23 protein-coding genes are annotated in these 25,127 nt (G+C 68.0%); 15 read left to right on the top strand and 8 right to left on the bottom strand.

The features are described from left to right. The first annotated feature begins 90 nt into the window (after nucleotides 1-90). From VMT40_RS19800 to VMT40_RS19785, 4 genes are read left to right on the top strand one after another with little or no spacing between them, the layout of a single operon-like run. Entirely contained in the window at nucleotides 91-858 is a 768-nt protein-coding gene (locus VMT40_RS19800; RefSeq protein ID WP_326359863.1) for a DeoR/GlpR family DNA-binding transcription regulator, read from the top strand. Further along, nucleotides 855-1,805: a 1-phosphofructokinase family hexose kinase gene (locus VMT40_RS19795; protein WP_326359862.1), complete on the top strand. Its 951-nt coding sequence runs from the start codon at nucleotides 855-857 to the stop codon at nucleotides 1,803-1,805. Before VMT40_RS19800 ends, VMT40_RS19795 begins: the two co-directional genes overlap by 4 nt. A 10-nt stretch (nucleotides 1,806-1,815) precedes the next feature. Continuing rightward, the gene (locus VMT40_RS19790) at nucleotides 1,816-3,915 is read left to right on the top strand and encodes a PTS fructose transporter subunit IIABC (RefSeq protein WP_326359860.1); all 2,100 of its coding nucleotides are present in this window, start codon (nucleotides 1,816-1,818) and stop codon (nucleotides 3,913-3,915) included. A 20-nt stretch (nucleotides 3,916-3,935) separates the two neighbouring features. Further along, nucleotides 3,936-4,193, top strand: coding sequence for an HPr family phosphocarrier protein (locus tag VMT40_RS19785; RefSeq protein ID WP_326306335.1), 258 nt, complete (start codon nucleotides 3,936-3,938; stop codon nucleotides 4,191-4,193). Between the two features lie 57 nt (nucleotides 4,194-4,250). Here VMT40_RS19785 and VMT40_RS19780 read toward each other — a convergent pair whose 3' ends face one another. Both VMT40_RS19780 and VMT40_RS19775 read right to left on the bottom strand, forming a co-directional pair. Beyond that, nucleotides 4,251-5,468 carry an acetyl-CoA C-acetyltransferase gene (locus tag VMT40_RS19780; RefSeq protein WP_326359859.1) on the bottom strand — a complete coding sequence of 406 codons (1,218 nt, stop codon included), beginning with the start codon at nucleotides 5,466-5,468 and terminating at the stop codon, nucleotides 4,251-4,253. 129 nt (nucleotides 5,469-5,597) lie between these two features. Further along, nucleotides 5,598-6,062 carry a hypothetical protein gene (locus VMT40_RS19775; protein WP_326359857.1) on the bottom strand — a complete coding sequence of 155 codons (465 nt, stop codon included), beginning with the start codon at nucleotides 6,060-6,062 and terminating at the stop codon, nucleotides 5,598-5,600. 81 nt (nucleotides 6,063-6,143) lie between these two features. On the opposite strand from VMT40_RS19775, the gene VMT40_RS19770 reads away from it, so the two are divergent. Both VMT40_RS19770 and VMT40_RS19765 read left to right on the top strand, forming a co-directional pair. Further along, the gene (locus VMT40_RS19770) at nucleotides 6,144-7,532 is read left to right on the top strand and encodes a cystathionine beta-synthase (protein ID WP_326359856.1); all 1,389 of its coding nucleotides are present in this window, start codon (nucleotides 6,144-6,146) and stop codon (nucleotides 7,530-7,532) included. Between the two features lie 189 nt (nucleotides 7,533-7,721). Further along, entirely contained in the window at nucleotides 7,722-8,855 is a 1,134-nt protein-coding gene (locus VMT40_RS19765) for an AbrB family transcriptional regulator (RefSeq protein WP_326359855.1), read from the top strand. Here the strand turns inward: VMT40_RS19765 and VMT40_RS19760 are convergent. Beyond that, nucleotides 8,785-9,345 (bottom strand): DUF6529 family protein, encoded by a 561-nt coding sequence (locus tag VMT40_RS19760; protein ID WP_326359854.1) that lies wholly within the window; start codon nucleotides 9,343-9,345, stop codon nucleotides 8,785-8,787. The genes VMT40_RS19765 and VMT40_RS19760 overlap by 71 nt on opposite strands. Before the next feature lie 827 nt (nucleotides 9,346-10,172). Here VMT40_RS19760 and VMT40_RS19755 point away from each other — a divergent pair. Both VMT40_RS19755 and VMT40_RS19750 read left to right on the top strand, forming a co-directional pair. Further along, nucleotides 10,173-10,718 carry a transglycosylase SLT domain-containing protein gene (locus VMT40_RS19755; protein ID WP_326359853.1) on the top strand — a complete coding sequence of 182 codons (546 nt, stop codon included), beginning with the start codon at nucleotides 10,173-10,175 and terminating at the stop codon, nucleotides 10,716-10,718. Between the two features lie 207 nt (nucleotides 10,719-10,925). Continuing rightward, complete coding sequence (locus tag VMT40_RS19750; RefSeq protein ID WP_326359852.1) at nucleotides 10,926-12,032, top strand: mechanosensitive ion channel family protein; 1,107 nt, start codon at nucleotides 10,926-10,928, stop codon at nucleotides 12,030-12,032. A 154-nt stretch (nucleotides 12,033-12,186) separates the two neighbouring features. Here the strand turns inward: VMT40_RS19750 and VMT40_RS19745 are convergent, their stop codons facing one another. Both VMT40_RS19745 and VMT40_RS19740 read right to left on the bottom strand, forming a co-directional pair. Beyond that, a complete protein-coding gene (locus VMT40_RS19745; protein ID WP_326359851.1) occupies nucleotides 12,187-12,531 on the bottom strand; it encodes a DUF6401 family natural product biosynthesis protein in 345 nt (114 codons plus the stop codon). 73 nt (nucleotides 12,532-12,604) lie between these two features. Next, nucleotides 12,605-13,780, bottom strand: coding sequence for an acyl-CoA dehydrogenase family protein (locus VMT40_RS19740; RefSeq protein WP_326359849.1), 1,176 nt, complete (start codon nucleotides 13,778-13,780; stop codon nucleotides 12,605-12,607). 68 nt (nucleotides 13,781-13,848) lie between these two features. On the opposite strand from VMT40_RS19740, the gene VMT40_RS19735 reads away from it, so the two are divergent. Next, nucleotides 13,849-14,994 carry a cystathionine gamma-synthase gene (locus tag VMT40_RS19735; RefSeq protein WP_326359848.1) on the top strand — a complete coding sequence of 382 codons (1,146 nt, stop codon included), beginning with the start codon at nucleotides 13,849-13,851 and terminating at the stop codon, nucleotides 14,992-14,994. A 228-nt stretch (nucleotides 14,995-15,222) separates the two neighbouring features. Here VMT40_RS19735 and greA read toward each other — a convergent pair whose 3' ends face one another. Both greA and VMT40_RS19725 read right to left on the bottom strand, forming a co-directional pair. Continuing rightward, a complete protein-coding gene (gene greA, locus VMT40_RS19730; protein WP_326359847.1) occupies nucleotides 15,223-15,714 on the bottom strand; it encodes a transcription elongation factor GreA in 492 nt (163 codons plus the stop codon). Nucleotides 15,715-15,958: 244 nt separating this feature from the next. Beyond that, entirely contained in the window at nucleotides 15,959-16,375 is a 417-nt protein-coding gene (locus VMT40_RS19725) for a DUF4307 domain-containing protein (RefSeq protein ID WP_326359845.1), read from the bottom strand. Nucleotides 16,376-16,531: 156 nt separating this feature from the next. On the opposite strand from VMT40_RS19725, the gene mca reads away from it, so the two are divergent. From mca to VMT40_RS19710, 3 genes are all read left to right on the top strand, one after another. Beyond that, nucleotides 16,532-17,431 (top strand): mycothiol conjugate amidase Mca, encoded by a 900-nt coding sequence (gene mca, locus VMT40_RS19720; RefSeq protein WP_326360263.1) that lies wholly within the window; start codon nucleotides 16,532-16,534, stop codon nucleotides 17,429-17,431. Then, nucleotides 17,431-17,718: a hypothetical protein gene (locus tag VMT40_RS19715; protein WP_326360261.1), complete on the top strand. Its 288-nt coding sequence runs from the start codon at nucleotides 17,431-17,433 to the stop codon at nucleotides 17,716-17,718. The genes mca and VMT40_RS19715 overlap by 1 nt, the downstream gene beginning before the upstream one ends. Before the next feature lie 153 nt (nucleotides 17,719-17,871). After that, entirely contained in the window at nucleotides 17,872-18,771 is a 900-nt protein-coding gene (locus tag VMT40_RS19710) for an alpha/beta hydrolase (protein ID WP_326359844.1), read from the top strand. A 43-nt stretch (nucleotides 18,772-18,814) separates the two neighbouring features. On the opposite strand, the gene VMT40_RS19705 is transcribed toward VMT40_RS19710, so the two are convergent. Next, nucleotides 18,815-19,513 carry a hypothetical protein gene (locus VMT40_RS19705; protein WP_326359843.1) on the bottom strand — a complete coding sequence of 233 codons (699 nt, stop codon included), beginning with the start codon at nucleotides 19,511-19,513 and terminating at the stop codon, nucleotides 18,815-18,817. A gap of 104 nt (nucleotides 19,514-19,617) precedes the next feature. Between VMT40_RS19705 and VMT40_RS19700 the strand changes: the two genes are divergently transcribed. The 3 genes from VMT40_RS19700 (at nucleotide 19,618) to VMT40_RS19690 (ending at nucleotide 25,098) form a co-directional block, all read left to right on the top strand. After that, a complete protein-coding gene (locus VMT40_RS19700; protein ID WP_326359841.1) occupies nucleotides 19,618-21,468 on the top strand; it encodes a serine/threonine-protein kinase in 1,851 nt (616 codons plus the stop codon). Between the two features lie 133 nt (nucleotides 21,469-21,601). After that, on the top strand, nucleotides 21,602-22,330 hold the full coding sequence (locus tag VMT40_RS19695) for a TetR/AcrR family transcriptional regulator (RefSeq protein ID WP_326359840.1): 729 nt from the start codon (nucleotides 21,602-21,604) through the stop codon (nucleotides 22,328-22,330). After that, nucleotides 22,327-25,098 (top strand): helix-turn-helix transcriptional regulator, encoded by a 2,772-nt coding sequence (locus VMT40_RS19690; protein ID WP_326359839.1) that lies wholly within the window; start codon nucleotides 22,327-22,329, stop codon nucleotides 25,096-25,098. Before VMT40_RS19695 ends, VMT40_RS19690 begins: the two co-directional genes overlap by 4 nt. The last annotated feature ends 29 nt before the right edge of the window (nucleotides 25,099-25,127 follow it).

Here is a 25,127-nt window from a genome sequence, read left to right as displayed (position 1 = left end):
CAACTGTGACCCAGGCTACTCGCTCTTCTTGACAAAGCAACACATTCGGGCATAAAACAACATAAGTCAACAACGACCACGGAGGTTCGGATGTACGCCGAGGAGCGGCAGCAGGCCATTGCCTCGCTGATCGGGCAACGCGGCCGCGTATCGGTGATCGACCTCGCCGAGCAGTTCGAGGTGACCACCGAGACCGTGCGGCGCGACCTGGCCGCCCTCGATCGCATGGGTCTGGTCCGCCGGGTGCACGGCGGCGCGGTTCCGGCCGCGGCCCTCACCGCCATCGAGCTCGGCACCGGCGAGCGCGAGCACACCCGCGCCACGGAGAAGGATCGAATCGCCAAGGCCGCCTTGGCCTTCCTGCCGCCCAGCGGCGGTAGCGCGCTCTTCGACGCGGGCACCACCACGGCCCGCATCGCCGCCGCCCTGCCCGGCGATCGGGAACTGGTGGCCGTCACCAACTCCCTGCCCATCGCGGTCCGGCTCAGCGGCACCGCGGGCGTGCGGACCCACATTCTGGGCGGGCGGGTCCGCGGCGTCACCCAGGCCGCCGTCGGCGCGGACACGCTGCGCATGATCGGTGAGTTGCGCGTGGACGTCGCCTTCATCGGCACCAACGCGCTCACCGTCGGCCACGGCCTGTCCACCCCCGATCCCGATGAGGCGGCGGTCAAGCGGGCCATGGTGGCCAGCGCGCATCGCGTGGTGGTGGTCGCCGACTCCACCAAGGTCGGACGCGAGGATCTGATGCGCTTTGCCGCCATTACCGATATCGACGTTCTGGTCAGCGATGACCAACTGCTGCCCGCGGTGCGAAACGAACTGTCCGAGTACGGCATCGAGGTGGTGACCGCATGATCGTCACGCTGACCGCGAATCCCAGCATCGACCACACCGTCGCGCTGTCCGAACCGCTGCGGCGGGGCGATCTGCAGCGGGCTCGGGCCGCCACCTCGTATCCGGGTGGCAAGGGCGTCAATGTTTCTCGCGTCGTGGCGGGCGCGGGCGCTCGCACCGTCGCGGTGCTGCCCGGCAGCCCGGGCGACCCGTTGCTGCGCGCGCTCACCGAGACCGGCCTGGACTATCGAGCCGTCCCCTGCGGCGGCCCGGCGCGCACGAACCTCACCCTGACCGAGGCCGACGGCACCACCACGAAGATCAACGAGCCGGGTACGCCGCTGACCGATCTCGAGCGAAACGCGTTGGCGGACTTGCTGGTCGAGCTCGCCGACGAGGCCTCGTGGGTGGTGCTGTCCGGCTCGTTGCCGCCCGCGGTGCCGGTCGACTGGTATGTGGATCTGGTGCGGCGGTTGCGCGGCACCAGCGTCGCGGTCGATACCTCCGATGCCCCGCTGCTGGCCTTGGCCGAGCGATTCGATTCCGCCGCACCGCGATTGATCAAGCCGAATGCCGAGGAGCTGGCCCAGCTGACCGGCGGCGATCCGGCCGAATTGCACGACCCGGTGGCCGCCGCCCGCGCGGCGTCGGCCCTGGTGGCGCGCGGTGTCGAGGCGGTACTGGCCACGCTCGGCGCGGCCGGGGCCGTCCTGGTCACCGCCGCGGGGGCCTGGCATGCCACCGCGCCCGCCATTACCGCCCGCAGCACCGTGGGCGCGGGCGATTCCGCGCTCGCCGGATATCTGCTCGCCGACTTGGATAGCGCCGCACCGCAGGACCGTTTGCGCCGCGCAGTCGCCTACGGCAGTGCCGCGGCCGCTCTCCCGGGGACCGGACTGCCGGGCCCGCACCACACCGACCCGAGTGCCGTGGCCGTCACGGCCCTGGACTTCCAGCCCCACCACTGAAGGACCCGCGATGGCCGACTCGATCATCACCACCGACCTGATCGCTCTCGACGCCGACCTCGGCGGCGAGAAAGCCGACGTGATCGAGGCGCTGGCCCGGCGCCTCGCCGACGCGGGGCGCGCCACCTCGGCCGTGGCGTTGCGCGACGCCGCCCTCACCCGCGAAAGCCAGTCGGCCACCGGCCTTCCGGGCGGCATCGCCATCCCGCACTGCCGCAGCGGCTCGGTCCTCACGCCCTCACTGGCGTTCGCCCGCCTCGCGCACAAGGCCGATTTCGGCGCACCCGACGGTCCGGCCGACCTCGTCTTCCTCATCGCCGCGCCCGACGGTGCGGGCGCGGAACACATGAAACTGCTCTCGGCCCTGGCCCGCGCACTCGTCAAACCGGAATTCCTGTCCGCGCTCCGCTCGGCCGCGACCCCCGCCGAAATCGTCGCCCTGGTCGAGGATGTCGTCGCCCCGACCGAGACCTCCACCCCGACCGCGACCTCCGCCGGGTCTGCGACCGCTACTTCCGCTCAGGACGCGACCCCTTCTCCGGCTGGGACTTCCGTTCAGGTCGACGCTCCGACTCCGGCTGCGGCCACCGAACCGGTTGCTCAGCAATCGAATTCGGCGGTGTCGGCGCGGTCCATCGTGGCGGTCACCGCTTGCCCGACCGGTATCGCGCACACTTATATGGCCGCCGATTCCCTGGTCGCGGCGGGGAAGCGGGCCGGGGTCGCGGTGCGGGTGGAGACCCAGGGCTCCAGCGGCAGTACGCCTTTGAGTGCGGCGGAGATCGATCTCGCCGACGCGGTCATCTTCGCGACCGATGTCGGAGTGAAGGGCCGGGAACGATTCGCGGGGAAGCCCGTCATCGAATCGGGTGTGAAGCGGGCCATCAATGAGCCCGATGCCATGGTCGCCGAGGCTCTCGAAGCCGCGAAGGATCCCGGCGCTCGCGTCGTCTCCGGGGCTGCGAAGGTGGAGACGGGTTCTGCCGCACCGGATTCCGGTTCGCTCGGGTGGGGAACGCGGCTACGGCAGATCCTGCTCACCGGCGTCAGCTACATGATTCCGTTCGTCGCGGCGGGCGGCCTGCTCATCGCGCTCGGCTTCCTGCTCGGCGGTTACGAGATCGCCGGTAGTGCGAAGACTATCGTGCTGGACAACTCGCTGACCGATCTGCCCGCCGGTGGGCTGCCCACCTATCTCGGTGCGGTGCTGTTCCAAATTGGTTCGCTCGCATTCAGTTTCCTGGTTCCCGCGTTGGCCGGTTACATCGCGTACGCGATCGCCGACCGGCCCGGTCTGGCACCGGGCTTCACCGCCGGTGCGGTGGCGGTCTTCGTCGGCGCGGGCTTCCTCGGCGGTCTGGTCGGTGGTCTCATCGCGGGTTTCGCCGCGCTGTGGATTGCCAAACTCGGTGTGCCGCAATGGGCTCGGGGCCTGATGCCGGTGGTGGTGATCCCGCTGTTCGCCTCGCTCGTGGTCGGCCTGCTCATGTTCATCGTGCTCGGCAAGCCGCTCGCGGCCGTCACCAGCGGACTCACCCACTGGCTCAACAGCCTCTCCGGCACGTCGGCCATTCTGCTCGGCATCATCCTCGGCCTGATGATGTGCTTCGACCTGGGCGGGCCGGTCAACAAGGCCGCCTACTCGTTCGCCGTGGCCGGGCTCAATGTCAATGACACCGCCTCGCTGAAGATCATGGCCGCGGTCATGGCCGCCGGTATGGTGCCGCCGCTGGCCATGGCGCTGGCAACCACGGTGCGCCCCAAGCTCTTCACCACCGCCGAACGCGAGAACGGCAAGGCCGCCTGGCTGCTCGGCGCGTCCTTCATCTCCGAGGGCGCGATCCCGTTCGCGGCGGCCGACCCGCTGCGCGTCATCCCCTCCATGATGGCGGGCGGCGCGGTGACCGGTGCCCTGGTCATGGCCTTCGGCACCACCCTCAGCGCACCGCACGGCGGCATCTTCGTCTTCTTCGCCGTCGGCGGCATTGCCGGATTCCTGATCGCCCTCGTGGCGGGCACCGTCGTCGGGGCCGTCTGCGTCAGCGCCGCAAAGCAACTCCGCAAGCTGCCCGCCACCACCGAAACTCCCGCGGCACTAGCCGCCGCCTAACCCCCAAGAAGGAGTCGACCATGCCCAGCAAGACCGTCACCGTCGGTTCGTCCGTCGGCCTGCACGCCCGCCCCGCCGCCATCATCGCCGAAACCGCCGCGGCCGCAGGCGTTCCCGTCACCCTTTCCCTGGTCGGCGGCACCCCCGTCAACGCCGCCTCCGCCCTCATGCTCATGACCCTCGGCGCCACCCAGGGCACCGAAATCATCGTCACCACCGACGACGAGGCCACCCTCGCCAAGATCGCCGACCTGGTCGCCTCCGACCTCGACGCTTAGACAAACGAAAAGGGTCGCACAACCCGAAAGGTTGTGCGGCCCAATCACGTCAGAGCGTCAGCTCAGACGCTCGATGATCATTGCCATGCCTTGGCCGCCGCCCACGCACATGGTCTCCAGACCGAACTGCTTGTCGTGGGTCTGGAGGTTGTTGATGAGGGTTGCGGTGATGCGGGCACCGGTCATACCGAAGGGGTGGCCCAGCGCGATCGCGCCGCCGGACACGTTCAGCTTGTCCAGATCCATGTTCAGCTCACGGGCGGAGCCGAGCACCTGCACCGCGAACGCCTCGTTGATCTCGTAGAGATCGAGGTCGTCGATCGTCATGCCCGCGGTCTTCAGGGTGTTGCGGACCGCCTGGATCGGCCCGAGGCCCATGATCTCCGGCGACAGACCCGAGACACCGGTGGCCACGATGCGGGCCAGCGGGGTCAGGCCCAGCTCGCGAGCCTTGGTGTCGGACATGACGACCAGCGCCGCCGCACCGTCGTTCAGCGGGCACGCGTTACCGGCGGTAATGGTGCCGTTCGGGCGGAAGACCGGCTTCAGCTGCGAGATCTTCTCGTAGGTGGTCCCGGCGCGCGGGCCGTCGTCGGTGGTGACGATGGTGCCGTCGGGCAGGGTCACCGGGGTGATCTCCCGCTCGAAGAAACCGGCCTTGATGGCCTCCTCGGCGCGGTTCTGCGAGCGCACGCCCCAGTGGTCCTGGTCCTCGCGGGAGATGCCGGTGTAGGTGGCGACGTTCTCCGCGGTCTGGCCCATGGCGATGTAGACGTCCGGGAGGATGTCGTTCTCGCGCGGGTCGGTCCAGGTGGCATTGGACTCGGCGGTGGCGGCGGTGCGCGCCTCGGCCTCGGCGAACTTCGGGTTGTGGGTGTCGGGCCAGCCGTCGGCGGTGCCCTTCGGGAAGCGCGAGACGGTTTCGACACCGGCGGAGATGTAGACGTCGCCCTCGCCCGCCTTGATGGCGTGGAAGGCCATGCGGGTGGTCTGCAGCGACGAGGAGCAGTAGCGGTTGACGGTGACGCCGGGCAGGTAGTCGTAGCCGAGCTGAACCGCAACGGCGCGAGCCATATTGAAGCCGCCCTCACCGGCGGGCTGGCCGACGCCCAGGTGCAGGTCGTCGATGTCGGAGACGGCGAGCGAAGGCACCTTGTCGAGCGCGGCGCGCACCATCTGCGCGGCGAGGTCGTCCGGGCGCATGCTCACCAGGGAACCCTTGCCAGCGCGGCCGATGGGCGAGCGGGCGTACGAAACGATGACGGCCTCAGCCATGAGGACTCCTTAATTGCTGGGGTGATCCTCTTCGAATTTACGACGGGCATGTGGTGCGGCCTACATCCGGTGTGCCCGAATCCCAACCATTGAGCTGTGGGATATCGCACCTCTCACAACGTTCGCGGGTCAGCCCGGGACGTCGAAAGCGCTCTGCGCCGGGATGTTCGGCATATCGGTGAAGACGTTCACCACGATGTGGCCCGGACCGGTGTCCTGGAACACCGCGTAGTGCTCGCTGCCGTAGAACCCGGCCAGGATGGGAACCCGAAGTTCGCCCGCCGCACCGGTGTTGGTGTTGCGCCAGGCGACCGTGGCCACGGTCTCGCACATCGGGGCGAAGCTGTACTCGCCCGGGTCGAAGCCGCCGACCGGCAGCGCCTGCACATTGATGATGGCCCGCCCCGGCCACTTCGGGTCGGTGTCGGCCCAGGATCGAATGTTCCCGCCGCACAGTGCCGCATCGTGATACATGCTCTGGACCTGCGGAAATTCGACCGTCCCGGCGCGGGCGGGGGCAGCCGCGATGATCATGGTCGCGGCGCCGAGGGGCAGTAGTAGGGAGGCGGCGGGCAAGCTCGTCGGCATCCTCATGGGCCGATGGTAATTTCCGACAACCGGGATATGTCCGACGTGCGCGAAGGCGCGCATCTCCTTTCTGCAACGATGAGGGGTATGCGCATCGCTAACCATGTCGTCGATCTGATCGGAAACACCCCGCTCGTCCGGTTGAACTCCGTGGTGGGTCCGAACTCGGGACTGGTGGCGGCGAAGGTGGAATACCTGAACCCGGGCGGCAGCTCGAAGGACCGCATCGCCGTCAAGATGATCGACGCCGCCGAGAAGGCCGGGCTGCTGAAGCCCGGCGGCACGATCGTCGAACCGACCTCCGGCAATACCGGTGTGGGCCTCGCCCTGGTCGCACAGCAGCGCGGCTACAAGTGCGTGTTCGTCTGCCCGGACAAGGTCAGCGAGGACAAGCGGAACGTGCTGCGCGCCTACGGCGCCGAGGTCGTGGTCTGCCCGACCGCCGTCGCGCCCGAGGACCCGGACAGCTACTACAACGTCTCCGACCGTCTCGTGCGCGAGATCCCGGGCGCGTGGAAGCCCGACCAGTACTCCAACCCGGGCGGCCCCGAATCGCATTACGAGACCACCGGTCCCGAGATCTGGCGCGACACCGAGGGCAAGATCACCCACTTCGTGGCGGGCGTCGGCACCGGCGGCACCATCACCGGCACCGGTCGCTACCTCAAGGAGATCTCCGGCGGCAAGGTCAAGATCGTCGGCGCGGATCCGGAGGGCTCGGTCTACTCCGGCGGCACCGGCCGCCCCTATCTGGTCGAGGGTGTGGGCGAGGACTTCTGGCCCAGCGCCTACGATCCGGCCATCCCGGACGAGATCATCGCGGTCTCGGACGCCGACTCCTTCGACATGACCCGCCGCCTGGCCCGCGAGGAGGGCCTGCTGGTCGGCGGCTCCTGCGGTATGGCCGTGGTCGCGGCGCTCAAGGTCGCCGAGCGCGATCCCGACGCGGTGGTGGTCGTGCTGCTGCCCGACGGTGGCCGCGGCTACCTGTCCAAGATCTTCAACGACCAGTGGATGAGTTCCTACGGGTTCCTCCGCTCGCGCCTGGACGGCTCCACCGCCGAGGTGCATGTGGGAGAGGTGTTGCGCGGCAAGTCCGGTGAGCTGCCCGACCTGGTGCACACCCACCCGCAGGAGACCCTGCGCGACGCCATCGAGATCCTGCACGAGTACGGCGTCTCGCAGATGCCGGTGGTCGGCGCGGAGCCTCCGGTCATGGCGGGCGAGGTCGCCGGTTCGGTCAACGAGCGCGATCTGCTCTCGGCCGTCTTCGAGGGCCGCGCCAAGCTCACCGACCCGGTCTCCAAGCACATGAGCCCGGCCTTCCCGCTCATCGGTGCGGGCGAACCGGTTTCGGCGGCCACCAAGCTGCTCGAATCCACCGACGCTCTGATGGTGGTCGAGGACGGCAAGCCCGTGGGTGTCATCACCCGCCACGACCTGCTTGGTTTCCTGAGCACCGGGGCGCTCGCCTAGATCGCAGCCTCTGATTTGCGCCCATCGGATCCGATGCCCGGATCCGATGGGCGCAATGCATTTCAGCACCCCTGTTTTATGGCGTAGGACAAGCCCATACGGTTGCGCGGCCGAGATCACAGGGTCCGGATTGTCGAGATAACTGCGGCGTTACTCTGGGTTCATGGTTCGCGGGCAGGATCGGCTCGTATGAATCCGAGACAGGTGGTCGCCTGGATCGCGCTGCTTGCCGCGGTGCTGGGTGGCGCGGCCCTGCTGGACCGGGTGGGAGTTCCGGCGCCGCAAATGATTCTCGCCATTGTGGTCGGCGCGGGCCTGGCCTTGGCGGGGAAGCTGCCCGCGCCACTGCCGCGCGAGGTGAATCTCGGGGTGCAGGGCATGCTGGGCGTGCTCATGGGCAGCTATCTGCAGATCTCGCTATTGACCTCGGTCGGTTGGGGACTGTTGCCGGTCCTGGCCGTCACCGCGGCCACGGTGATCGTGAGTGTCTGCGTGGCAATGGTTTTCGCCCGCGCCACCCGGGTCGATCTGCCGACCGCCACGCTGGGGATGCTGGCCGGTGGTTCGGCGGCGGTGGTGGCGGCGGCCGATGAGCTGGACGCGGACCCGCGCCGGGTGGCCTTCATGCAGTACCTGCGGGTGGCGCTGGTCGCGCTGAGCGCACCGGCCGTCGCGGCACTGCTCGACGACGAAGAGGGAATCTCCTACGGCACAGCCACTCTCGGCGGTTCGGTCACCGATCCCACGCTGCCCTACTGGATGATCGTGGGGCGCGGCGATCAGCTGGCCGGACTGTCCATCGCGATCGTGTTGTGCCTCATCGGGATTCGCCTCGGCAAGTGGCTGCGATTGCCGAATGCCGCACTGCTGGGCCCGATGCTGATCACCGCGGTGGTGACGGCCCTGGGCCTCACTCACGGCTACGCACCGACGCATCTGTTCAAGGATCTGCTGTTCGTGCTCATCGGATTCGAGGTCGGCACCCGCTTCACCCGGGACGTGGTGCGGGAGATGGCGCGCATGCTGCCCGCCATGACCGCCGCCATCCTGGGACTGTCGGCGATCGTCGCCGCCATGGCCTTGGGCCTGGCCCTGCTGGTGGATCTGGAGATGTCGGATCTCTATCTGGCGACCACGCCCGGCGGCATCAACGCGGTCCTGGCCACCGCCGACAAGATGAACGCCAACCTGCCGCTCATCACCGGCGTCCAGACCATCCGGCTGCTGGTCATGATGGCCCTGCTGCCCCTGCTCATCTCGCGAATCCGACGGTACGGAACCACCAGAACGCCGCCAGCGTCCACGCCAGCACAAAGCTGGTGAACACCGTGGCTCCGAGCACCGGCAACAGCCAGCCCGGAGCCCGTTTCAACCGCAGCGTAAGCATTTTCGAGGCGAACGCGCCGTAGAACACCACACCCGCGACCGAGTGCGCCATGACCCGCTCCGTCGCGCCGCGGCCGAACTGGAAGCCGAAGCTGTAGAGGCAATAGAAGGCCACCGGCAGGCTCAGCAGGAACGCCAGTGCGCCCGACAGCCGGTGGAACAGGTGCACCGGTCTGGGTGCGTGAAAGCGGTAAATCCATACGGCCGTGAGCAATTGGCCGATGATCAGCACCAGGACCGCACTGCTCAGATACGCCTTGAAGATCTGCGGCGCGGAAAATCCCCACGCGGGCAGGGGCTGGGTGCCGGGCCAGAAATGGGTGCCCGCCACTCCCAGCGCCACCGCGACCGCGGCACCGGCGAGCAGCACCGGCACCGCGATCAGGTTGCGCCGAGAAGCGGTGAAAACATCTGTCAGCAAGGACATCTCGACTCTGTTCTAGGTCGTCGCCGGTCTCGCGCACGCGGTCGCGCGCGCCCGACGGTCTCGGCATGGGTGGTGTGGCAGGAGTGGTGTCGGCGGGAGGGGACATGGGAGATACCTCCCGGGGTTACAGCTGATGCGGTGCCGGAGGGACCGTGATGCCACGGTCAGAGGCTGATTCCGGATTCGTTACAGCGGGGCGTTCGCACCGGCGTGACAAATGTGGCAAATGTGATTTGAGTTAACAAATGTGATTTGCTGGAGCGTTACTTTCAGAATGCGAAACGCCGATGGATCGTTGGGAAATCGGGCAAATCTCCGCATATCGCGATCTTGCGGCTAAATTTCTCTGTGATCTGAAACACTTTGTGTTTCGAATTGAATGACCAGGTCAGCGCTTGTATTAATGCAGGTCCCGAAGTTGCCACTCGGGTCAGTTCACTGTCTGTTCATGTTTGATTCAGACTGTGTTAACAATGCGCAATCAAGCTGTGACCTTGTCGGAAACAGACCACAAGTCTGAATGGCGCAAGGAGATGTGAACACATATGCGGAACGTGATCACCACATCGGTGCGATGAGGCACGGCGGCCGGGAGGCCGCGACAGTCTCCACCGCTCTCCATGGAGTACGCCAATTCCATTGACCCGTAACGGGTTTCACAACAGCAACCACAACAGCCCGCAGTGCGCAGACGCGCGTCGTGAGACGCCCGTGTGGTAATGCGCTGCCTTCTTCAGGCCCGCGAGCCCGAAACCGAACAGGAATCCAAATTCGCCATGCCCACGAATGTTATGACTGCTCTCAGTGACCCTGCTAGACGTAGCAAGGTGGTTGCCGCCGTTCGCACGGCCGGTACCGCCGCCCTCGCCCTCGGGGTCTTCGGTTCCATCATCACCGCCGCCGGTGCCGCCAATGGCGACGTCGAGCCCGCCGCGCTGAAGGCGACGCTGAGCGCCGCGGCTCCGGCCAATGAGCAGCCTGCCGCGCCCGCTCCGGCCCCGGCCGCCGCCGCGCCCGTCCCGGCCCCGATGCCCGCCCCCGCGCCCGTCTACGCCGACAACCTCGACGGCTGGATCCGCCAGGCGCTGGACATCATGGCCAAGAACGGCATTCCGGGCACCTACGACGGCATTCTGCGCAACATCCTGCGCGAATCCAGTGGCAACCCGCAGGCGATCAACCTGTACGACTCCAATGCCGCCATGGGCATCCCCTCCAAGGGCCTGCTGCAGGTGATCGACCCGACCTTCAACGCGTACCACGTGGAGGGCACCTCCACGAATATCTGGGACCCGGTCGCCAACATCGTGGCTGCCTGCAACTACGCGGCGCACCGCTATGGCTCGATGGACAACGTCTCGAGCGCCTACTAGATCTTTCGGAGAGATCCGGACGCACAGCGCGATGGCCTACCTGATGAGGGGTGGGCCATCGCGTTTTCACGATGTCTGGCAAATCGCTCGCACTCAATTCCGCAACACTTTCGCAAACGTTCCGAATCGAAGATCAACTAGGCGTATAACGACCCCTTGGAGCGGTTTCCGGCACCCGGCCGGGACAGATAGCGAAGGGACGGGGTCATGCACACCTCGGTATCGGCTATCGATATCCAGACGGGACTCTCGGACGCGTGGAGTTCCATCGCCACCTGGGTGCCGAAGTTCGTCGGCTTCCTGGCGATTCTGCTCATCGGCTGGTTGGTGGCCAAGATCGTGGCCAAGCTGGTGACCCAGGTTCTGCATCGCGTCGGCTTCGATCGCCTCGTGGAGCGGGGCGGCATCAAGGACATGCTCGCCCGCGGGCGGTACGACGCCACCGGCATCATCGCCAAGCTGGCGTACTACGCGGTCCTGTTGATCACTCTGCAACTCGGCTTCGGTGTCTTCGGCCCGAATCCGGTGTCCACCATGCTGAACGGGATCGTGGCCTGGCTGCCGCGGCTGGCGGTCGCCATTGTCATCGTGTGCATCGCGGGTGCCATCGCGCGCGTGGTGCAGGACATGGTGTCGAACATGCTGAGCGGGCTGGAATACGGACGGATGCTGGGACGCATTGCGGCCGTGTTCATTTGGGGCATCGGCATTATCGCCGCGCTCAATCAGATCGGGGTCGGCACCTCGGTGACCATGCCGATTCTGATCACCGTGCTGGCCACCATCGGCGGTGTGCTGATCGTGGGTTTCGGCGGCGGGCTCATCAAGCCGATGCAGCAGCGCTGGGAGGGCTGGCTCGACACCATCGAGGGCGAGATGCCCGAGGTGAAGGGGCACGCCCAGGCGTATCAGCGCGGTCGCGAGGACGCGGCTCGGCAGCGGGCGGCGCAGGAGGCGGCCGCGATGGCTCAGCGCAACGCCATGATGGGGCAGCCGATGATGGCGGGGCAGGGCATGGGGCAGATGCCTCCGGGCAAGTGGGCCGAGCCCGAGGGGCGAATGGGGTACGGGCACACGGGATATGGGCAGCAGGGCGGGTATGGGCAGGGTGGTCCGATGCCTGGACAGCCGCCGCAGCCCGGACAGATGGGGCAGCGGTCCGACCAGATGCCCGGGCGCGGCGAGATGCCGGAGCATGGTGGGCATCCGATGCCTCCGGGACAGCAGCCTTCGCGGCCCGGTGGCCAGATGCCCAGGCCCGGCGGGCAGGCGGCCGGTGGGCAGTCGTCGGAGCCTCCCGGCGGAATGATCTAGTGCCGCTCGTCCTTCCGGCGTGACAGGAGAAAGAACCCAAACAGCCCCGGAGATTTCCTCTCCGGGGCTGTCTCATGTCGCTGATCAAGATCAGGGAGCTGTCGCTGCGGAATTTGGCCTTCTTCTCCGCGCTGAGTGCTCCCTGATCTTGTTGTCAGGAGGCGCGGGCGAGGGCGCAGACTCCGGCGAGGCGGAGGTGGAGCCAGTCGGCGTCCTGCCAGTCGAGCAGGGACATCGGGAAGTCGGCCTCGGCGTCGCGGAGGTCTTCGAGGATGCCTCGGGCGTAGCCGGCGAGCAGGACGCTGGCGGGGACCAGGCTGGAGTTCTCGACGCCCAGGTCGAGGATGTCGCGGACGGCCGCGGCGTGCTGGTCGATCGCGGCGCTGACGCCGGGGAAGAGCGCCGCCGCTTCCGCGGCGGGGGCTCCGTGGGTGCGCTGCAGGCGATTCAGGGTTTTGCGCGCCGAGACGACGAGCAACGCGGAGCCGGGCACGAACACCCGGTGATGCTAACAATCGACCGGCCCCGCGCGGACCCGCTGTGACATATCACGCATTCGTCCGAAGTGCTGGTCAGCGGAAGGCTTTCGCTCCCGTCAGGGCCTCGCCGAGGACCAGCTGGTGCACCTCCGCGGTGCCCTCGTAGGTGAGAACCGACTCCAGATTGTTGGCGTGCCGCAATACCGGGTACTCGAGGGTGATTCCGTTCGCGCCCAGAATGGTCCGGCACTCGCGCGCGATCTTGATGGCCTCGCGGGTGCTGTTCAGCTTCCCGGCGCTGATCTGTTCATTGCTGATCTCGTGCCGGTCCTTCAACCGGCCCAGGTGCAGCGCCAGCAGTTCGCCCTTGCCGAGTTCGAGCGCCATATCGGCGAGCTTGGCCTGGGTGAGCTGATAGGCGGCCAGCGGCTTGTCGAAGACCTCCCGGGTGCGCGCGTAATCGATTGCGGCGGAAAGGCAATCGCGGGCCGCGCCGAGCGCCCCGAAGACGATGCCGAAGCGCGCCTCCGACAGACAACCCAGTGGCGCGGCCAGCCCGCGCGCCTGCGGCAGTTGCGCGTCGGCGGGCAGGCGTACCCCGTCCAGTGACAGCTCGGCGGTGATCGAGGCCCGCAACGACAGCTTGTGCTTCATCTCCCGCGCGCTGAATCCCGGTGTGTCCGTGGGAACTATGAACCCGCGGATCACATCCCGCTCGCCCTCGCGCGACTGCGCCCACACGATGGCCACATCCGCCACGGACCCGTTGGTAATCCACATCTTCGACCCGTCGAGCACCCAGTCGTCCCCGTCGCGCCGCGCCCGGGTCCGCATCCCGCCCGGATTCGATCCGAAGTCCGGCTCGGTCAACCCGAAGCATCCGATCAACCGCCCGGCCGCCATCTCCGGCAGCCACCGCAGCTTCTGCTCCTCGGACCCGTACTTGTGAATCGCGGTCATGGCCAGCGACCCCTGCACCGAAACCATGCTCCGCACACCGGAATCCACCGCCTCGAGCTCCAAACACGCCAGCCCGTACGCCGTGGCCGACGTCCCCGCGCACCCGTACCCCTGCAGATGCATCCCCAACAGCCCCAGCTTCCCCAACTCCGGAGCCAACTCCCGAGCCGGAAACGTCCCCGCCTCGAACCACTCCGAAATATGCGGCCGCAACCGCTCCGCCGCGAACGCCCGCACGGTATCCCGAATCGCGCGCTCCTCCTCATCGAGTAGGGAATCGATGGCGAAGAGCTCGTCCACTGTGACCATTCGCCCACCATAGCTCCGCTGGAAACCCCGGAGCGGGGACCTTGCGGCGATATCCCTAGGCTGTTCGCATGAGCGATCAGCTGGGTTTCTCCACACGGGCGGTGCACGCCGGGTTCGATCCGGACCCTCAGACCGGTGCGGTGAACGTGCCGATCTACGCGAGTTCGACCTTCGCCCAGGATGGGGTCGGCGGGATGCGCGGGGGTTACGAGTACGCGCGCACCGGGAATCCGACCCGGACGGCGCTGGAGGCGAACCTGGCGGCGCTCGAATCGGGCACCTACGGGCGGGCTTTCGCCTCGGGCATGGCGGCCACCGACTGCGCGATTCGCGCGAACCTGCGGCCGGGCGATCACATGGTGATCCCGAACGACGCGTACGGCGGCACCTTCCGCCTGATCGACAAGGTCTTCACCCAGTGGGGCATCGAGTACTCGGTCGCGCCGGTCTCGGATGTGGACGCGGTGGCCGCGGCCATGCGCCCGAACACCAAGCTGGTCTGGGTCGAGACCCCCACCAATCCGCTGCTGAATATCGGCGATATCGCGGCGCTGGCCGAGGTCGCGCACGCGGGCGGCGCGAAGCTGGTGGTGGACAACACCTTCGCCTCGCCGTACCTGCAGCAGCCGCTGCTGCTGGGCGCGGACATTGTGCTGCACTCGACCACCAAGTACCTGGGCGGCCACTCCGACGTGGTCGGCGGCGCGCTCATCACCAATGACCAGGAGCTGGACACCAAGTTCGCCTTCCTGCAGAACGGCGCGGGCGCGGTCCCCGGCCCGATGGACGCCTTCCTCACCATGCGCGGCATCAAGACCCTGGCCCTGCGCATGGACCGGCACTGCGACAACGCGGAGACCATCGCCGAATTCCTGGCCAACCACCCGAAGATCGCCCAGGTCATCTACCCCGGCCTGCCCGAGCACCCGGGCCACACCACCGCCCAGAAGCAGATGCGACGCTTCGGCGGCATGATCTCGGTCCGCGTCCACGGCGGTAAGGAGGCGGCCCTGGACTTCTGCTCCAAGACCAAGATCTTCACCCTCGCCGAATCCCTCGGCGGCGTGGAATCGCTCATCGAGCACCCGGGCGCCATGACGCACGCCTCCACCGCGGGCTCCGCCCTCGAGGTCCCCGCCGACCTGGTCCGCCTCTCGGTCGGCATCGAAGACATCAGCGACCTGCTGGCGGACATCGAGCAGGCACTTTCCTAACTCTCAGGAGCTCTCAGGGGCTTCGCCCCCGAACCCCCAGGAGCACCTCGGGGGCTGCGCCCCGAACCCCCACAAGATTCCGGGGCTGCCCCCGGCCCCTGAAGTGGAAAGAAGCGCCGCACCAGATCTGGTGCGGCGCTTCTTTCTTTCGCGACCGGTTGGTCCCCGTCAAGCAATTCGGCCCCGGTCCGTGAGGACCGGGGCCGCTGCGATGACGGGAGGTCCTGATTAGCTGTGGTACGGCTCCGCCGATACCAGGGTCACCTTCATGACGTTGCCGTTGGGCAGCTGGTATTCGCGGGTTTCGCCGACCTTGGCGTTGATGAGCGCGCCACCCAACGGGGAGTTGGGGGAGTAGGTCTCGAGGTCGGCGCTGCCGAGGCCCTCTTCGCGGGTGGCGATGAGGAAGGTTTCGGTGTCGGACTCGTCGCCGTCGTAATAGACCTTGACGACCGAGCCGGGCAGGGCGATACCGGACTTGGTGGGCGCCACGCCGACCTTGGCGTTGTTCAGCAGCTCCTGCAGCTGGCGAATGCGCGCCTCCTGCTGGCCCTGCTCCTCACGCGCCGCGTGGTAACCGCCGTTCTCCTTGAGGTCACCCTCTTCACGGCGCTCGTTGATTTCGGCCGCGATGACAGGACGGTTGGCGATGAGCGCGTCGAGCTCGCTCTTGAGCCTCTCGTGCGACTCCGGGGTCAGCCAAGTCACGGTCTCAGTCATCTCGATCACTCCCTAGTAGTTGTCCCCGGCAAGCCGGGATTCCCTGATGCCCGCTACCGTGGCCATCCGGAGATGGGCACGACAGCAGTGGACAGCCAGAGCGATCCCTGGGGAGAGTCCCGACAGCGCCGGCCGTCAATGCAGCAAACACGGCTCCGAAGTCCGGAACCGTGTATCGCGTCATTTTAGCACGATTCGGAAAGGCGCAGGTAGAAGCATCAAAGCGGGTCGTGTACCGGACTTTTCACCCGGCGCGCAGGTAGCCCGGCACACGGTCGGTGCACCCGTACACATTGCCCGCCCCGGCGCGGCGGGAGGTCTTGATCTCGGTGACCACCCGGACGGTCCCGGAGTCGGAGCCGGGCACCAGCACCTCGCGGCGGCCGACCTCGTCGGTGTCGCCGTCCATGGCGCGCACGAAGCACACGACCGCTTTGCCCGGATCCTTGCGTGTCACTTTGAAATCCACGCTCACGGTGGAGTCGTCGACGATCGTGTAGCCGATCCGATCCGGCTCGATGGCCTGCGGCCCGTAGGTGCGATAACCCAGGTAGGACACCCCGAGACCGGCGAGAATGACGACCGCCCCGAGCGCGTACGGCAGCCAGCGGCGCTGCTTCCGAGGCGCGATCCCGTACCGGTCGGCCGGTCTTTCACTCATGTCGGGGACGCTCCCGGGGGGTAGGTCGGAACAAACAACGATCGGATGGAACTATAGGGAATGCATATCTGACGCCCGTGCCTGGACTCCGGCATATAGCTACGAGGTGAAAAACGTGATCGGTGAGGTGAACGAGAAGTGAGTGGTCTTCGCCTCATGGCGGTGCACGCCCATCCCGACGACGAATCCAGCAAGGGCGCGGCGACCACCGCGCGCTACGCCGCCGAAGGCAATGACGTGCTGGTGGTCACCCTCACGGGCGGGGAACGCGGCGACATTCTGAATCCCGCCATGGACACCCCGGGCATCAAGGACCGCATCACCGAGGTGCGCCGCGAGGAGATGGCCGCCGCCGCCGAGGCGTTGGGTGTGCGACAGACCTGGCTCGGATTCGTGGATTCCGGTCTGCCGGAAGGCGATCCGCTGCCGCCGCTGCCGGAGGGCAGCTTCGGGCTGGTGCCGCTGGAGGTGGCCACCGAGGCCCTGGTCCGCGTGGTGCGCGAGTTCCGCCCGCACGTCATGACCACCTATGACGAGATGGGCGGCTACCCGCACCCGGATCACATCATGTGCCACAAGGTTTCGGTCGCGGCCTTCGAGGCGGCGGGCGATCCCACGAAGTTCCCCGACGCGGGTGAGCCGTGGACGCCGCTGAAGCTGTACTACAACCACGGTTTCAGCCTCACCCGCCTCGAGGTCTTCGCCGACGAGTACGAGCGCATCGGCGAACCGTTCCCCATGCAGGAGTGGATGGACCGCATGCGCAAGTACGCCGCCGAGCGCGGCGACATCATGGCGCGGGTCACCACCCAGGTCGAGTGCGCCAAGTACTTCCCGCAGCGTGATGACGCCCTGCGCGCACACGCCACCCAGATCGATCCCAATGGCGCGTTCTTCGCGGTGCCGACGGAGATGCAGCAGCGGCTGTGGCCGACCGAGGAATTCGAGCTGGCCAAGACCCGGGTCAAGACCGCGATTCCGGAGACCGACCTGTTCGCGGGCATCGACGACGTGGACACCGAAGACGCTCAGGACACCGAGGACGCCGACCGATGATGCTGACGCTGCTCGCCCAGGGCACCAATTCGCCCACCGGCCCCGAGTTCGGCAAGGCCTCACCGCTGGGTCTGGTCATCGTGCTGGTGCTGTTGGCGGGCACGATCCTGCTCATTCGCAATATGAACAAGCACATCAAGAACCTGCCCGCCGAGTTCTCCCCGGAGCATCCGGAGCCGGACCAGGAGGCGGACGAGGGTACCGAGCACGGTATCGCCGGGCGCGAGGACGAGGACGGGGCCGAGGAGAAGTCCAAGCCCGAGGCCACCAACGGCAGCACCGCCTGAATCCCGAGACGGCCTGAGCTCCGAGACGGCTACGACCCCGGTCCGAATGGGCCGGGGTTGTCTCGTATTCGGGGCCGTCCACGCGGAACAATAAGTGGGTGAACCGAGTTCAGGCTTTCGAGACTGAACAGTTTGCAACTGAAGGGGAATCCCATGCCCAGCCCGGAAATCCAGGAAATCATCGCGCTGTTCGAACAGCGCAAGGCCAACCGCCCCGCCTCGCCGCCGCCGATCGAGGAGCTGCGTGCGAACTTCCTGCCCGGGGGCAAGCGCTACGACATGCCCGACGATGTTCGGGTGAGCGAGGTTTCGGCCGCCGGTGTCCCGTCCCACTGGGTGGACGCGCCGGGTGTCAGGACGGATCGGGTGCTGGTGTACGTGCACGGCGGCGGTTTCACGCTCGGGTCGCTGGCCAGTCACGGTGACCTGGCGTCCCGCCTGGGCCGCGCGGCCGGGCTGCGAGTGCTGTTCCCGGAGTATCGAATGGTTCCCGAGCACGTGTATCCGGCGGCGCTGGAGGACGTACGCGCGGTGTGGCGCTGGTTGCGCGAGGACCAGGGCCTGCCCGCGAGTTCGATTGCGCTGGCCGGTGATTCGGCGGGCGGCAACCTCATCACGGCTCTGCTGCTGGAGTTGCGCGACGCGGGCGCGGATCTCCCCGCCGCCGCGGTGCTGCTGTCGCCGCTGCTGGACCTGACCGGTTCGGGCGCGTCGATGACCGAACGCGATGGACAGGACGCGATCTTCACCCCCGCCATGCTCCGGGGCGTCTTCGCCGGATACCTGGCCGGTGCGGACCCGCTGAGCCCTTCGGCCTCACCGATTTTCGGTGATCCCACCGCGCTGCCCCCGCTCCTGATCCAGGTCGGCACCGCCGAACTGATCCTCAGCGACTCCGAACGCTTCGCCGACTCCGCCCGTTCCGCAGGTGTGGAGGTGACGTTGAACGTCGGCGAGGGCCTGCCACACGTCTACCAGACCATGCGCGACACCCCGGAGGCCGCCGCGGCCACCGACGAAATCGCGGCCTTCCTGCACAAACACCTCGCCTGACGCGGGCCCGGCGGCCGGACCGGTGCACCGCCCGCGCCGTCGATCAGGTCGGGTCGGCGATGAGGCCCAGGTAGGCGGTGTCGAGGGGGATGTCGACCGCGAACCAGGCGGCGGGACGGTCGTCGTCGCGGGGGCACCAGGCGGTGGCGATGCAGAGGCGGGCGGCCTGGTGGGTGGTCAGGCCGGGGAGGTGCCAGGCGATTCCGGCCGGATCGTGGTAGCGCACACCGTATTCCGTGCTGGTGTCGTAGTCGTCGGTGGGCAGCAAATCCGCCCAGTCGGCGGGCAGCAGGCGGCCGTCGGCGGCCTGCATGGCCAGCAATTCGGTGTCCGCGCCGCCGATCGACACCATGAGCCGCTCGGTCTCCACGCTGACGGCGGCCAGGCATTCGCCCGAATCGACGCCGCCGCGCGCATTGGCGGGCAGGTCGGTCATCTCGGCGGTGACGACGAGTCCCGGTATGGCGGTCTGTGCGGTCACCTGCCAGATGGCGGCCCACAGCGGTACCGGCGCGCCGCCGTCGAAGGCCGGAACGTCGATGCTTCCGATCAGCAGATCCACCGTCGCGCCGTATTGCCGCCAGCGGTGCAGGTGCGCGCCATTGGGCAAGCGCCACACGGTATCCGGAGTGGCCGGTAGCACGTCCGCGCCGAGTGCGACGGAGAACCCGACAATGCCCAGGGGCGTGTCGATCACGGCCGGGCGGCGGTCCGCCCGTTCCAGATGGTCGGTGGGAAGCATGCGTCCATCATGCGGGTCGGCTCCGACGGCCTTGCGGGACGGTGCGGTGGCGCGGCGGATGGTGGGCTGGTATACGGGAATTCGGCTTGTCGGCAATAGACGAAGTGACAGGGGCATCGGTGATGCGGCTCGATCCGGGAGCGGATTTCGCTGGTTACAGGATCGAGCGGGTTCTCGGCGCGGGCGGTATGGGCGTGGTGTACCTCGCGCGGCATCCGCGCCTGGACCGGGATGTCGCGCTGAAGGTGTTCGGCACGGCGGTCGGCGGCGCGCATCCGCTGGACTCGCGGGGGCGCGCGCGCTTCGATCGGGAGGCGGCCTTGGCGGCGCGCCTCGAGCACCCCGATATCGTGCCGATCTACGACCGCAGCGCTCCCGAGGACGAAATACCTTGGCTGTGCATGCGATACATCAATGGCGGCGATATCGGCGAGCTGCTGGCCGCGGCGGGCGGACGGCTGCGGGCGCAGGACGCGGTCCGCTTCATCACCGACGCGGGCAGTGCGCTGGACTACGCGCACCGGCGCGGAGTGCTGCACCGCGATGTGAAGCCCGCGAATATCCTGGTGGATCGGTCGGATCGGGCGGACGGCCGCGCGGCGCTCACCGATTTCGGCATCGCGCGCGCCTTCGACGACACCCTGACGCTGACCGGTACCACGGCCACCGTCGCCTACGCCGCACCCGAACGCTTCGGCGAGACCCCGGCCGACCATCGGGCCGACATCTACTCGCTCGGGTGCACGTTCTTCGAAATCCTCACGGGCAGTACGCCGTTCCCGCGACCGGATCAGGCCGCTGTCATTTCGGCGCACCTCACCGCGCCGCCGCCGCGTCCCTCGGAATTGGTGCCGGACCTGCCGCCCGGCCTGGACGAGGTGATCGAGATCGCCATGGCCAAGGATCCTGGCGATCGGTACCCCGACTGCGCAACCTTCGCCGCAGCCGCCCGTCGCGCACTCGACACACCAGCGCGGCCCGGACCGGCGGATTCGCCGCGTAATCCGCACTCGGACACGACGGTTCGATCGACCCAACTGCCCAGGATCGCCAGGCCGCGACTCGCTCGCGAGGGTGTGACGCCCGGATTGCGCGAACGCTTTCCGGATTTCATCACGCTGCTGGGCGGACTGCTCTCGATCATCGGTGCGGTACTGATCGGCTCGGGTCTGACAGCGCCCTTCGTCCATTACAACGAGGCCGATCAGGACCTGGATTCCGTTGTCTACGTGGGCCATTACGCCTTGCTGAGCCTGGTGGCGGCCGGGTGGATCGCGGGCTCGGTCGCCGGTTTCAAAGTGCTGTTTCCCGCACTGCCGCGCGAGATCTGCGCCGCCTTGATCATTGGCACCGCCGGGGCCGGGGCCTGGTGCACGGCGCTGCTGCTGCGCCTGAACCGCATCTGGACCCACGACGGTTACAACCTGGTCGGCGATACGATTCGGGGCGCGTCCGGGGAGCGGTTGACCGTCCTCGGAACCGGCACCCTGGTGCTCGCCGGGATCCTCGCGATCGCCGCCCTGATGCTCGGCGATTCGCTCCCTGTGCGCCCCCGCCTGCCCGCCGACGCCTTCTCGATTGCGACCCTGCTGCTTTCGCTGCTCGGCTGCGTGGCCGTGAGCTCGATCAGCCTGCCCTCCGAGGACGTCTGGCACTTCCTGCGCCACGACTACACCTGGCTGCTCGGCTCGGCCGCGACGCTGTCGATCCTTCCCGCGCTCACCTCGTTCCTGCACCCGCGCACCGTCTTCCGCGCCCTCACGGTGGGCTGGGCGGTGGGCGGCCTCGCCGTCTGCCTGTTCCTCTACTCGCAGGGGCAGACCATCGCGGATTCCGGGGTGGCGGCGGGTGGCAATTCCGCGGTCGCCCAGACCGTCCTGTTCGGGGCCAGTCTGCTCGGCCTGATCGTCGTGAATGCCGTGGCGCTGGCCAAGTCCGGACGCCCCCGGGTCTGACCCCCGGCCCTGACACCACCGCGACACCCCGAGCGCGCCATCGCGCCGATATGCGAGCACTGTTCGCAGATGCGCACACTGTGCGCTAGCCTGGCGGGGCGGGCTGTCGAACGCCTCGCGAGGAGGATTGTCGATGTCCGGAGTGCAGCCGAGTCCGACGGTGTGGGCGCGACCACGGCGTGAACGTCCGGCGCTGACGGTGGACCGCATTGTGGACGAAGCGGTTTCGCTGATGGACGCCGAGGGGCTCGACGCGCTGACCATGCGGACGCTGGGCGCGCGGCTGGGAGCGGGGGCCACCTCGATGTACCGGCACGTCGCCAATCGCGAGGAACTGCTGGAACTGGCGGTGGATCGCGTCTACGCCGAAATCGAGGTGCCGCACTGCGGTAGACCGGAGACCTGGCGTATGGCGCTGAACGCCAGTGCGCACAATATGCGATCGATGGTCGCGCGGCACGGGTGGATCGCGGCCGCGCTGCCCGCGGTGGGGCTGTACTACCTGGGGCCGAATGTGCTGCGGCTCAACGAGAGTCTGTACTGCGTCCTCGATATCGCGGGCTATCCCGCCGCCGAGATCGATACGGCCGTGTCGACCTTGCTCGGTTACGTGATCGGTATGAGTGTCGCCGAGTGCGCGTGGTTGACCAAGATCGCGCGCGGTGACAAGTCGGAGCAAGAGTTGCTGGCCGAGTTGCGACCGGTGGTCGAGCGGGCCGTGGCGGGCTATCCGAAACTCTCGAAAACGCTTGCCCTCCGCGGGGAATCCGATATCCGCGCGGTGCGATACGTCAAATTCCAATACGGGCTGGATCGCGTGCTGGACGGCTTGCAGGCCAGATTGGGCGGGCGAGTCGAGTGAGCGGGGCGCTGTACGGGCGGGACTCGGAGGTGGAGTCGATCGACGCCCTCATTCGAAACGCCGAGGCCGGGCAGCGAAATGGCGAGTGCGGGCACAGGTATGGCGAGGGTGGGCACAGGTGTGGCGAGGGTGGGCAGAGTGGCAGCCTCGCGCTGATCGGTGAGGCGGGGGAGGGCAAGACCGCGCTGCTCGACCACGCCGCCGCGAGGGCGGGTACGGGGTGGCAGATTCTGCGCTGCGCGGGTGTGGAATGCGAATCCGAGCTGCCGTTCGCGGGCCTGCAATGGCTGCTCGCCTCGGGCTCCGGCGGTGATCTGCCGATCGATGCCCTGCCGGAAAACCAGGGCGCGGCCCTGCGCAGCGCGATCGGCCTCGCGCCGCCCACCGCGCCGGTCGATCGCTTCCAAATCGGCCTGGCCACACTGTCTCTGCTGGCCGAACTGTCCGCGTCGGGACCGGTGCTGTGCCTGATCGACGACGCGCAGTGGCTGGATCAGGCGACGGCCGACGCCCTGCGCTTCGTGGCGCGGCGGCTGGGCAACGAGGGCATTGTCATGCTCTTCGCCGGACGCGGTGAATTCGCCGTGACCGGGATTCCCACGGTGCAGCTCGCGCCCTTGGATACCGACGCCTCACGCCGACTCCTCGCCGATCGTTGGCCGAACCTGGAAACCGAAGCCTCCGAACGCATTCTGCTCGAGGCCATGGGCAATCCGCTGGCCCTGCTCGAACTGCCGCGCATGGATCCCGACATCCTGCGCCTGGGTCCGCTCCCGCTCCCGGCCCGACTGCGCAGCGGGTTCGAACATCACATCGCCGGACTGAGTGCCGGGGTGCGGACCGTACTGCTGGTGGTCGCCGCGGAGGAGACCGGCGATCTCGGGCTGGTGCTGCGGGCATTGACCGAATTGGGGCTCGGCGAACCGGATTTGGCGCGGGCGGAGGCTTCGGGCATGGTCACCGTCGATCCCGGTCTCGTCCGCTTCCGCCATCCCCTGCAGCGGGCCGCCGCCTATCACAGCGCCGGATTCACCGAGCGGCGCGCGGTCCATGCCGCCCTCGGCGCGAGCCTGTCCCTCGAACCGGACCGTCGTGCTTGGCATCTCGCGGCCGCGGCCAGCGGTCCGGACGAAACCATTGCCGCCGCATTGGAAATCGCGGCCGAGAACGCGCGGGAGCGGGCCGGGTACTCGGCCGCGTCCACCGCCATGGAGCGGGCCGCCGGGTTCACGCCCGAACCCGCCCGGCGCGGTGAGCGTTTGGTGCGGGCCGTCGAGTGGGCGGCCGAGGCGGGCCGTTGCGATCGCGCGCAGCGTCTTGCCCAGGCCGCGGAGGCGCTGCCGCTGACGCCGGGTGCGCGGGCTCGGCTGGGCGCGGCTCGCGCCCTGATCGCCTTCGACGACGGTGAGCTGGGCAAGGCGCGAGAACTGTTGCTGGCCGCCGCGACCCAGGCCGCCGCGACCGAACCCGACCGGGCCGCGACCATGTTGGTCAATGCCGGGCGGGCCGCCTACACCCAGGGCGATCTGCGAGCCGTCCGGCAAGCGCGGGCGCGCATGGCGGAACTGGCCCTGCCCGAACCGAATCGGTCGACGCTGCTCGGCACCCTGGACGGTCCGCTGGCATTGGTTACCGGCGATCTCGAGACCGGGATAGCCACGGTCCGCGCGACGGTCGCCTTCAGCCGTTCCTTGGACACCCGGACACCGTCGGTCCTGCTGACCTTGGCCGGGCAGGCCCTGCTCGTCGGTGATCTGGCCGCCACCCGCGACGTCCTGCTGTGGGCCCTGGAGGAGGTCCGCTCGCGAGGGATGATCGGCTGGTTCCCGGCCGCCTCTGTGCTCCTGGGCAATACCGAACTCATGCTGGGCCACCTGCACGAGGCCCGCGACGCCCTGACCGAGGGCCTGCGCATCGCCCGCGATATCGATCAGCCGGGCGGGGTCGCGCACGCCGAGGGCCTGCTGGCGGTGCTGGCCGCCATCCAGGGCGACGAGGCACGCTGCCGCGAATTGGCCACGCGTGGACTGCGTTCCGCGTCCGCCGACGGCAACTTCATCGACCTGACCCATTGCGAATGGGCATTGGGGCTCCTGGATCTGGGTCTGGGAAACCATGAGTCGGCGCTGGATCGGCTCGAGGCGCTGTATCAGACCCCGGATCGAGTGCGCGGCCACTGGCTGCACCTGCTGCGCGATCTCGTGGAGGCCGCCGCCCGACTGCGCCAACCCGACCGCGCGGCGCAGGCACAGGCGGAAATCGAGCGCTGGGCCGATGCCCTGGGCTCCCCGTTCGCCGAGGCCATCGCGCTGCGCGGCCACGCCGCCCTGCACGGCGACGGTGACGCTTACGAAGGTGCCCTGAAACTACAAGCCGCCGAAGGACTCTGGTACGACCACGCCCGCACCGCCCTGCTCTACGGCGAATGGCTGCGCCGTGAACGCCGCCGCGCCGACGCCCGCGTCCAGCTGCGCCGGGCGGTGGAAACCTTCGAACGCCTGGGCGCCGAGCTGTGGGCCGAACGTGCCCGCACCGAACTCCGCGCCACCGGCGAAATCACCGACAGCACACCGACAACCGACCTGCGCGCCGCCCTCACCCCCCAGGAACTCCAGGTGGTCCGCCTCGCCGCCACCGGAGCAACCAACAAGGAAATCGCCGCCCGCCTGTTCCTGAGCCCCAAAACCGTCGGCCACCACCTGTATCGAGCCTTCCCGAAACTGGGCGTGGCCAGCCGCATGGAGCTGGCCCGCCTGTGTTTGGAGTGAATTCGCGAGCCTGGAGGCTCGAATTACGC

Origin of the sequence: Nocardia sp. CDC160 (assembly GCF_035818795.1) — a bacterium.
Lineage (GTDB): Bacteria > Actinomycetota > Actinomycetes > Mycobacteriales > Mycobacteriaceae > Nocardia.
This window is presented reverse-complemented; position numbering and strand designations above follow the sequence as displayed.